The sequence below is a fragment of the Halorubrum sp. SP3 genome (genome assembly GCF_005435195.1).
GTDB lineage: Archaea > Halobacteriota > Halobacteria > Halobacteriales > Haloferacaceae > Halorubrum > Halorubrum sodomense.
Genome location: NZ_SGTU01000727.1, coordinates 1 through 228 on the forward strand (window position 1 = coordinate 1; position 228 = coordinate 228).

The 228-nt window shown below is 51.8% G+C and carries 1 protein-coding gene; it reads left to right on the forward strand.

The window, feature by feature from the left end:
* Positions 1-228 (forward strand): hypothetical protein (locus EXE42_RS20020; protein WP_206750790.1); only part of this gene is annotated, 228 nt, incomplete at both ends.

Consider the following 228-nt stretch of genomic DNA (forward strand, 5'->3'; position numbering starts at 1 on the left):
GAAGACCCTGAATTCCGACGAGAGTTCGTCGACCAACTCTGGGAGATTTTCCTCAGATCGTCCGATCACGAGAAGAGCACAATCGTAGAGATGTTCGCTGATAGAGTTGCCACCGATACTGACGGTAGCCCGCAGATCGCCGATTGGATACGAAAGGCTTTGGAAGACGATTCGGAGGACACACGAGCCAAAACGGCCGATACAATCGTACAACTCGCATCTGAGAGT